The organism is Streptomyces sp. NPDC055078 (assembly GCF_053607985.1).
Genome location: NZ_JBSGUP010000321.1, coordinates 1 through 9,175 on the forward strand (window position 1 = coordinate 1; position 9,175 = coordinate 9,175).

General features: G+C 71.2%; 6 protein-coding genes. 1 reads left to right on the top strand and 5 read right to left on the bottom strand.

What is annotated here, in order from left to right; translation table 11 throughout:
- Positions 1–93: 93 nt before the first annotated feature.
- The 5 genes from ACWF94_RS24355 to ACWF94_RS24375 all read right to left on the bottom strand — a co-directional run bounded on the left by ACWF94_RS24355 (position 94) and on the right by ACWF94_RS24375 (position 7,352).
- Entirely contained in the window at positions 94–1,383 is a 1,290-nt protein-coding gene (locus ACWF94_RS24355; protein ID WP_453492232.1) for a citrate synthase, read from the bottom strand.
- A 226-nt stretch (positions 1,384–1,609) separates the two neighbouring features.
- Complete coding sequence (recD2, locus tag ACWF94_RS24360; protein ID WP_453492235.1) at positions 1,610–3,835, bottom strand: SF1B family DNA helicase RecD2; 2,226 nt, start codon at positions 3,833–3,835, stop codon at positions 1,610–1,612.
- Positions 3,836–3,994: 159 nt separating this feature from the next.
- Positions 3,995–4,825 (bottom strand): sugar phosphate isomerase/epimerase family protein, encoded by an 831-nt coding sequence (locus ACWF94_RS24365; protein WP_453492237.1) that lies wholly within the window; start codon positions 4,823–4,825, stop codon positions 3,995–3,997.
- On the bottom strand, positions 4,822–6,195 hold the full coding sequence (locus ACWF94_RS24370) for a dihydrodipicolinate synthase family protein (RefSeq protein WP_453492240.1): 1,374 nt from the start codon (positions 6,193–6,195) through the stop codon (positions 4,822–4,824). Before ACWF94_RS24370 ends, ACWF94_RS24365 begins: the two co-directional genes overlap by 4 nt.
- Positions 6,192–7,352, bottom strand: coding sequence for a Gfo/Idh/MocA family protein (locus tag ACWF94_RS24375; RefSeq protein WP_453492243.1), 1,161 nt, complete (start codon positions 7,350–7,352; stop codon positions 6,192–6,194). The genes ACWF94_RS24370 and ACWF94_RS24375 overlap by 4 nt, the downstream gene beginning before the upstream one ends.
- Positions 7,353–7,977: 625 nt before the next feature.
- Here ACWF94_RS24375 and ACWF94_RS24380 point away from each other — a divergent pair.
- Entirely contained in the window at positions 7,978–9,045 is a 1,068-nt protein-coding gene (locus ACWF94_RS24380) for a LacI family DNA-binding transcriptional regulator (RefSeq protein WP_453492246.1), read from the top strand.
- Positions 9,046–9,175 lie beyond the last annotated feature (130 nt).

Below are 9,175 nucleotides of genomic sequence, written 5' to 3' on the forward strand. Positions count from 1 at the left end.
GCGGGTGTCAGGGGCCCAGGAAGGGCCCAGGGGAGCCCGGGAAGGTCGGCCGGTGGCTGCGGGAGCCCTGGACGGGCCCCGGAGGCAGGTCGGTCAGCGGGCCTCGACCGGGATGAAGTCGCGCTCGACCACGCCCGTGTAGATCTGGCGCGGACGGCCGATACGGGAACCCGGCTCCTTGATCATCTCGTGCCACTGGGCGATCCAGCCGGGCAGCCGGCCGAGCGCGAAGAGCACGGTGAACATCTCCGTCGGGAAGCCCATGGCCCGGTAGATCAGACCGGTGTAGAAGTCGACGTTCGGGTACAGCTTGCGCTCGGTGAAGTAGTCGTCGGAGAGCGCGTGCTCCTCCAGCTTCAGCGCGATGTCCAGCAGCTCGTCGGACTTGCCGAGCGCGGAGAGGACATCGTGCGCCGCCGCCTTGATGATCTTCGCCCGGGGGTCGAAGTTCTTGTAGACGCGGTGGCCGAAGCCCATCAGCCGGACGCCGTCCTCCTTGTTCTTCACCTTGCGGATGAAGGTGTCGACGTTGCCGTCGGAGGACTGGATGCCCTCCAGCATCTCCAGCACCGACTGGTTGGCGCCGCCGTGCAGCGGGCCCCACAGGGCGGAGATGCCGGCGGAGATCGAGGCGAACATGTTCGCCTGGGAGGAGCCGACCAGCCGGACGGTGGAGGTCGAACAGTTCTGCTCGTGGTCCGCGTGCAGGATCAGGAGCTTGTCGAGCGCGGCGACGACGACCGGGTCGAGGTCGTACTCCTGCGCGGGGACCGAGAAGGTCATGCGCAGGAAGTTCTCCACGTACCCGAGGTCGTTGCGCGGGTAGACGAAGGGGTGGCCGATCGACTTCTTGTACGCGTACGCCGCGATCGTCGGCAGCTTGGCGAGCAGCCGGATCGTGGAGAGGTGCCGCTGCTCGTCGTCGAACGGGTTGTGGCTGCCCTGGTAGAACGTCGACAGGGCGCTGACCACGGAGGACAGCATGGCCATGGGGTGGGCGTCGCGCGGGAATCCCTCGAAGAACCGCTTGACGTCCTCGTGGAGCAGGGTGTGCTGGGTGATCTCGCCCTTGAACTCGGCCAGCTCGTCGACGGTCGGCAGCTCGCCGTTGATGAGCAGGTACGCCACCTCAAGGAAGCTGGAACGCTCGGCCAGCTGCTCGATGGGGTAGCCGCGGTAGCGGAGGATGCCCTCCTCACCGTCGAGGTAGGTGATCGAGGATTTATAGGCGGCGGTGTTGCCGTAGCCGCTGTCCAGGGTCACCAGACCGGTCTGGGCTCGGAGCTTCCCGATGTCGAAGCCCTTGTCACCGACGGTGCTCTCAGCCACCGGATAGGTGTACTCGCCGTCCGCGTACCGCAGTACTACAGAGTTGTCGCTCACGTCATCCCTCACCGACGTAGTGCCTCTTCTTCGAGGTGCCCTGACTGTCTCTACCATCCCCCACTTGGCTCAGCAGAGTGCACTCGGGGTCGACCGTTGGACCCTTTGGCGGCACTGAGTGCCGCCAACCTGCTCATCCTGCCCCGTCCGCCCGGATTCCGGAAGTCGAGGTGGCATTTCCCACCCCCCGCGACGGACGGCTTCCCCCGGCCGGCGGAGCCGTCCATCAGGCCCCGGAGAGCCGGTGGTCGAGCGCGGTGAAGCGTCTGCCTGCGGAAACCGTGCGCACCGCCTGACCTATCGCCTTGCGGGAGCCGACCAGGACGACAAGCTTTTTCGCCCGGGTGACGGCCGTATACAGAAGGTTCCGCTGGAGCATCATCCACGCACCGGTGGTGACCGGGATCACCACCGCCGGGTACTCACTGCCCTGCGAGCGATGGATGGTCACCGCATACGCATGGGCCAGTTCGTCCAGTTCGTCGAAATCGTAGGGGACCTCCTCGTCGTCGTCCGTCAGGACGGTCAGCCGCTGATCGTCCAGGTGAAGCGAGGTGACCACGCCGACCGTGCCGTTGAAGACGCCGTTCTCCCCCTTCTCGTAGTTGTTGCGAATCTGGGTGACCTTGTCGCCGACGCGGAAAACTCGGCCGCCGAAGCGCTTCTCGGCCACATCGGGCCGCGCGGGGGTAATGGCCTGCTGAAGCAGTCCATTGAGCGCGCCCGCGCCCGCCGGGCCCCGGTGCATAGGTGCGAGAACCTGAACATCTCGCCGGGGATCGAGCCCGAACTTGGCCGGAATTCTTCGCGCCGCCACATCCACTGTGACGCGTCCGGCGTCTTCTGTCTCCTCCTCGGCGAAGAGGAAGAAGTCGCTCAGGCCCGAAGTGATGGGGTGCGTGCCCGCATTGATCCGGTGGGCGTTGGTGACCACGCCGGACTGCTGGGCCTGGCGGAAGATCCTCGTCAGACGGACGCTCGGCACGGGGCCGCCGTCCGCCAGCAGATCCCGCAGCACTTCGCCGGCGCCCACACTGGGAAGCTGGTCGACATCCCCCACCAACAGCAGATGTGCACCCGGTGCCACCGCTTTGACGAGCTTGTTGGCCAGCAACAGATCGAGCATGGACGCCTCGTCCACGACCACCAGATCGGCGTCGAGCGGCCGGTCCCGGTCGTACGCGGCGTCACCGCCCGGCTTCAGCTCCAGCAGCCGGTGGACCGTGGACGCCTCGGCCCCGGTCAGCTCGGAGAGCCGCTTGGCCGCGCGGCCGGTGGGCGCGGCCAGCACCACCTTCGTCTTCTTGGCCCGGGCCAGCTCCACCACCGACCGTACGGTGAACGACTTCCCGCACCCCGGGCCGCCCGTCAGCACCGCCACCCGGCTGGTGAGCGCGAGCCGGACCGCGGCTTCCTGCTCGGGGGCCAACTCGGCACCCGTACGCTCCGCGAGCCAGGCCAGCGCCTTGTCCCAGGCGACGTCCCGGAAGGCGGGGAGGCGGTCCTCCGGGGCCCGCAGCAGCCGCCGGAGCTGGGCGGCGAGGGACATCTCGGCGCGGTGGAAGGGCACCAGATAGACCGCCGTCACCGGGTCGCCGCCGTCGGCCCCCGGCACCCGCTCCCGCACGACCCCCTCCTCGTCCGCGGCCAGTTCGGCGAGACAGTCGATGACCAGGCCGGTGTCCACCTGGAGCAGCTTCACCGCGTCGGCGATCAGCTGCTCCTCCGGCAGGAAGCAGTGCCCCTGGTCGGTGGATTGCGACAGCGCGTACTGCAGGCCCGCCTTGACCCGCTCCGGGCTGTCGTGCGGAATGCCCACCGCCTGGGCGATCCGGTCGGCGGTGAGAAACCCGATGCCCCACACATCGGCCGCGAGCCGGTACGGCTGGTTCTTCACCACCGAGATCGAGGCGTCCCCGTACTTCTTGTAGATCCGCACGGCGATCGAGGTGGAGACGCCGACACCCTGGAGGAAGATCATGACCTCCTTGATGGCCTTCTGCTCCTCCCAGGCCGCGCCGATCATTCCGGTCCGCTTCGGGCCGAGTCCGGGCACCTCGATGAGCCGCTTCGGCTCCCGCTCGATGACATCGAGGGTGTCCACCCCGAAGTGGTCGACGATCCGCTCGGCGATCCTCGGGCCGATGCCCTTGATCAGCCCGGAGCCGAGATAACGGCGTATCCCCTGGACGGTGGCGGGCAGGACCGTCGTGTAGTTCTCGACGGTGAACTGCTTGCCGTACTGCGGATGGGAGCCCCAGCGGCCCTCCATCCGCAGGGATTCACCCGGCTGTGCGCCGAGCAGCGAGCCGACCACGGTGAGGAGATCGCCGGAGCCGCGGCCGGTGTCGACCCGGGCCACCGTGTACCCGTTCTCCTCGTTGGCATAGGTGATCCGCTCAAGGACCCCTTCAAGAACTGCCGGAACTGCCGGAACCGCCGGATTGGACATGATCCGACGCTACCGCCGACGTCCGACAACGTGTGCGGCCTGTGGATAACCCGACGGTCCGTATCAGCGCTCGCCGGACTGTCGAGCGTTGGTGTGGTCCGGCGAGCGTTGCCATGGTCCGGCGAGCGGTCCGCACCCTGGAACCCCGGCTCGCGGACCTCACCCCACATGCTCCGCGAACCGGGCCGCCGTCTCCGCCAGGACCTCCGCCCCGTCGCGCGCCCACAGCTCCTCGTTGAACAGTTCCACTTCGATCGGGCCCCGGTAGCCCGCGGTGTCCAGCCGCTCCCGCCACCGGCGCAGCTCGATCGAACCGTCCCCGAGCTGGCCGCGCCCGGTGAGGACGCCGGCGGGCAGCGGTGTCGTCCAGTCGGCGAGCTGGAAGGCGTGGATACGGCCGGAGGCGCCCGCCCTGGCGACCGCGTCGGGCGCGGTGTCGTCCCACCAGACGTGGTAGGTGTCCACCGCGACGCCGACCCGGGAGGGCGGGAACTGCTCGGCGATGGCGAGGGCCTGCGCCAGCGTGGAGACGACGCACCGGTCCGCCGCGTACATCGGGTGCAGCGGTTTGATCGCCAGCCGTACGCCCCGCTCTCCGGCGTAAGGGGCGAGTACCGACAGGGCTTCCGCGACCCGCTGTCGCGCGCCCGGCAGATCGCGGCTGCCGGGTGGCAGTCCGCCGGAGACCAGCAGCAGGGTGTCGGTGCCGAGGGCCGCCGCCTCGTCCACGGCGGCGCGGTTGTCGTCCAGAGCGCGCCCGCGCTCGGCGGGGTCGGTCGCGGTGAGGAAGCCGCCCCGGCACAGGCTGGTGACGGTCAGACCCGCGTCGCGTACGAGACGGGCCGCCGCCTCGGGCCCGTACGACCGCACCGGCTCGCGCCACAGTCCTACGGCGCCGATGCCCAGACGCCCGCAGGCGGTGGTGAGTTCGGGCAGGGAGAGCTGTCTGACGGTCATCTGGTTGATGCTGAAACGGCTCGGCGCGCTCATGAGCCGACTCCGTGCACGGTGAGCAGGGCGGCCATCCGGGCCTCGGCGAGCGGTGGGTCGGGGAAGAGACCGAGGCCGTCGGCCAGTTCGTAGGCGCGGGCGAGGTGCGGCAGGGAACGGGCCGACTGGAGGCCACCGACCATGGTGAAGTGGGACTGGTGGCCCGCCAGCCAGGCCAGCAGCACCACCCCCGTCTTGTAGAAGCGGGTCGGTGGCTCGAAGAGGTGGCGGGCGAGCGCGACGGTGGGATCGAGGATCGCCCGGAATGCGTCCGGGCCGCCCCCGACGCCCGCGACGCCTGTGGTGCCTGCGGTGCCCTCTGTGCCTGCGGTGCCTTCTGTGCCTTGATCAAGGGCTCGTACGGCGTCGGCGGCCAGCGGGCCGAGCGGGTCGAAGACGCCCAGCAGGGCGTGGCTGAAGCCGTGTTCGTCTCCGGCGATCAGCTCCGGGTAGTGGAAATCGTCACCGGTGTAGCACCGTACGCCGGCGGGGAGCCGCCGCCGCAGCGCGATCTCGCGTTCCGCGTCGAGCAGGGAGACCTTGACGCCGTCGACCTTGCCGGGGTGGGCAGCGACGATCTCCAGGAGGGTTTCGGTGGCGGTGCCGAGGTCGGTACTGCCCCAGTAGCCCGCCAGCGCCGGGTCGAACATCGGGCCCAGCCAGTGGAGGATGACCGGCCCGGCCGCCTGCCGCAACAACTCGCCGTAGAGGGCGAGATAGTCGTCCGGCGTACGGGCGGCGGCGGCCAGCGCGCGGGACGCCATCAGAATCGGCTGGGCGCCGGTGTCCTCGGCGAGTGCGAGCTGTTCCTCGTACGCGCGGCGGACGGCGGCGAGAGCGGCGGGGACGGCAGGGGCGAACGGGGCGGCAGGGGCGGCAGCGGTAATCGGCCGGCTGGTCCCGGGCAGATGGCCGGCTCCGGGGAGCTGGTCCAGGCCGGGGAGCTGGTCCAGGCCGGGGAGCTGGTCCGTGCCGACTCCGCAGGCGATCCGGCCGCCGGTCGCCTTCGCCTCGGCCGCCGAGCGCCGGATCAGCTCGGCGGCGGCCGGCCACCCCAGTCCCATGCCGCGCTGCGCGGTGTCCATCGCCTCCGCCACACCCAGGCCGTACGACCACAGATGGCGGCGGAAGGCGAGGGTGGCGTCCCAGTCGACGGGGCCCGTACCGGCGTTGTGGCCGGTGTACGGGTCGGTGTGCGGATCCGCGTACGCGTGCGCGTGGGGATCCGCGTACGGGTTCGCCACCACATGTGCGGCGGCGAAGACCGTACGGGAGCGGAGGCCGCCCGCCCTGCGCGCGGGGCGTACGGGGTCGGCGCGCGGGACATACGTACGCAACCGCCCGTTCGCGTCCGGCAGCCGGAGGGTCACAGCGTCAGCTCCGGGACGTCGAGGCGGCGGCCCTGGGCCGAGGAGCGCAGCCCCAGTTCGGCGAGCTGGACCCCGCGCGCGCCCGCGAGAAGATCCCAGCGGTAGGGCTCGCCGAGGGCGACATGGCGCAGGAACAGCTCCCACTGCGCCTTGAAGGCGTTGCCGAACTCGCCGTTGTCCGGGATCTCCTGCCACTGGTCGCGGAAGGACTCCGCCGGGGGCAGCTCGGGGTCCCAGACCGGTCTGGGGGTGGCGGTGCGGTGCTGGGCGCGGCAGCGGCGGAGCCCGGCGACGGCCGAGCCATGGGTGCCGTCGACCTGGAACTCCACCAGTTCGTCACGCATCACCCGTACCGCCCAGGAGGAGTTGATCTGGGCCACGGCGCCGCCTTCGAGCTGGAAGACGGCATAGGCGGCGTCGTCGGCGGTCGCCGGGTACGGCTCGCCCCGCTCGTCCCAGCGCCGGGGGATGTGGGTCACGATGTGCGCCATCACCCCGGTCACCCGGCCGAACAGCTCGTGCAGGACGTACTCCCAGTGCGGGAACATATCGACGGCGATGCCGCCGCCGTCCTGCGCGCGGTAGTTCCACGACGGGCGCTGGGCGCTCTGCCAGTCGCCCTCGAAGACCCAGTAGCCGAACTCGCCGCGCACGGAGAGGATCTCGCCGAAGAAGCCGCTGTCGATCAGCCGTCGCAGCTTGAGCAGCCCCGGCAGAAAGATCTTGTCCTGGACGACGCCGTGCCGCAGACCGGCGGCGTCGGCGAGCCGGGCCAGTTCGAGGGCGCTCGCGAGGTCGGGCGCGGTCGGCTTCTCGGTGTAGATGTGTTTGCCCGCGGCGATGGCACGCCGGAGCGCGGGGACGCGGGCGGAGGTGATCTGGGCGTCGAAGTAGAGGTCCACCCGGTCCTCGCCATCGGCGGCGAGCAGCGCGTCCAGGTCGGTCGTCCAGTGCGTGAGGCCGTGGAGTTCGGCGATGTCCCTCAGGGCGGGCTCGCGGCGGCCGACCAGGACCGGCTCGGGCCACAGGACGTCACCGTCACCGAGGTCGAGTCCGCCCTCCGCGCGGATGGCGAGGAGGGAGCGGACGAGGTGCTGCCGGTATCCCATCCGGCCCGTGACGCCGTTCATGGCGATACGCAGGGTCCTGCGGGTCACGCTGCCTCCGTCTGTCGGTGGGCGGGCTTTCGGTGAGCGGGCTGCTCTGCTCCGGCTTTCGGTGGACGGCCCGGGGGCGGGGCCAGGCGGCCGGGGGCCGGGGCCGGGGGGCCGAGCCGGGACCTCGGCCGAGGCGGTTCCGGCCGGTCCCGGGGCGGTCCCGGCCGGTCCCGGGTTGGGTCATCGAGCGGTGGTCGTGGGGGGCGTCCCTGGGGGGTCTTCGGGGTGGGGCCCAAAGAGGGTCCCGGGGCGGGTTCGGATCGGTCCCGGGGCGGTCCCGGGTAGCGTCATCAAGCGGACATTCGGGCGGACATCGGGCCGACATCAGGCAGGCATCGGGGTCGTCCCGGCGGGTGGCGGGCCGGGTGCTTCGGCGGGGCGCGCGCGGGGGGCGCTCGTGCTGTGTGCGATACGGGGTGCGGGCTGCGGTGGGCGCGGGGTGCGGCGCCCCTCGTCACTCGTGTTCCTCGCACGCCCCACTGTCACCCCGAGCCGACCGAGCGGTTCCCTCTTTCTGGCTGTCTTCCCTCGATACGCCCACAGTAAGCGCTTTCTAAACGGTATGACGCTAGCCTGCCGACAGTGGCCGGGACAAGGGCCCCGGCCCGTTCCCCGGAGGAAAGCGATGACAGTCACCCTGGCGGATGTCGCGGCGCGCGCCCGGGTGTCCCCGGCCACCGTGTCCCGTGTGCTCAACGGCAACTACCCGGTCGCCGCGGCCACCCGGGAAAGGGTTCTTCGCGCGGTCGACGAACTCGACTACGTCCTCAACGGCCCGGCCAGCTCGCTCGCCGCCGCCACCTCCGATCTGGTCGGCATCCTGGTGAACGACATCGCCGACCCCTTCTTCGGGATCATTGCCGGGGCCGCGCAGTCCGAGATCGGCGGACAGGAGGGCTCGGGGCGGGCCGGTGGCGAGAAACTCGCCGTCGTCTGCAACACCAACGGCTCGCCCGAGCGCGAACTGCGCTATCTCACCCTCCTCCAGCGCCAGCGCGCGGCGGCGGTCGTCCTGACCGGGGGCGCGCTGGAGGATCCCGGCCATATCGCGGCGGTGTCCGCCAAGCTCGCGAGGCTCGCGGACGCGGGGACGAAGGTGGTGCTGTGCGGACGGCCGCCGATGCCCGGTCCGTCCGGCGACTCGGCACTCGCCGCCCTCGCGTTCGACAACCGGGGCGGCGGACGGCGGCTCACCGAGCATCTGCTCAGCATCGGCCACCGCCGGATCGGCTATGTGGCGGGCCCGCCCGAGCGGACGACGACCCGGCACCGGCTGGAGGGGCACCGGGCCGCGCTGACGGGCGCGGGCGTCGACGGCGACCAGGACCGGCTCACCGTCCACGGGCCGTACGCCCGGCGCTCCGGCTACGACGCCACGGTGGAACTGCTGCGCCGCGACGCCTCCCTCACGGCGATCGTGGCGGCGAACGACACGGTGGCCCTGGGGGCGTGTGCGGCGCTGCGGGACCGGGGGCTGCGGATCCCGCAGGACGTCTCGGTGGCCGGGTTCGACGACCTCCCGTTCTCGGTCGACGCCGTACCGGCACTGACGACCGTACGGCTGCCGCTGTACGAGGCGGGGGCGAGGGCGGGCCGGCTCGCGATGGGCAAGGAGGAGCCGCCGCCGGGGGGCATCGCGACCATCACGGCGGACCTGATGGCCCGCGCGTCCACGGCCCCGCCGCGTGCGTGACGGTCCTGAGGGCGGCCCGCTTTCCGTGGGCTCCGCCCCCGTACCTGCCCCCTACGCCCTAGCGGGCGTGGAGGTGCCCCTGCGGGTCGGCTGTTCGGCGTCCGGCCGGTGGGAAGGCACGGCCTCCGGC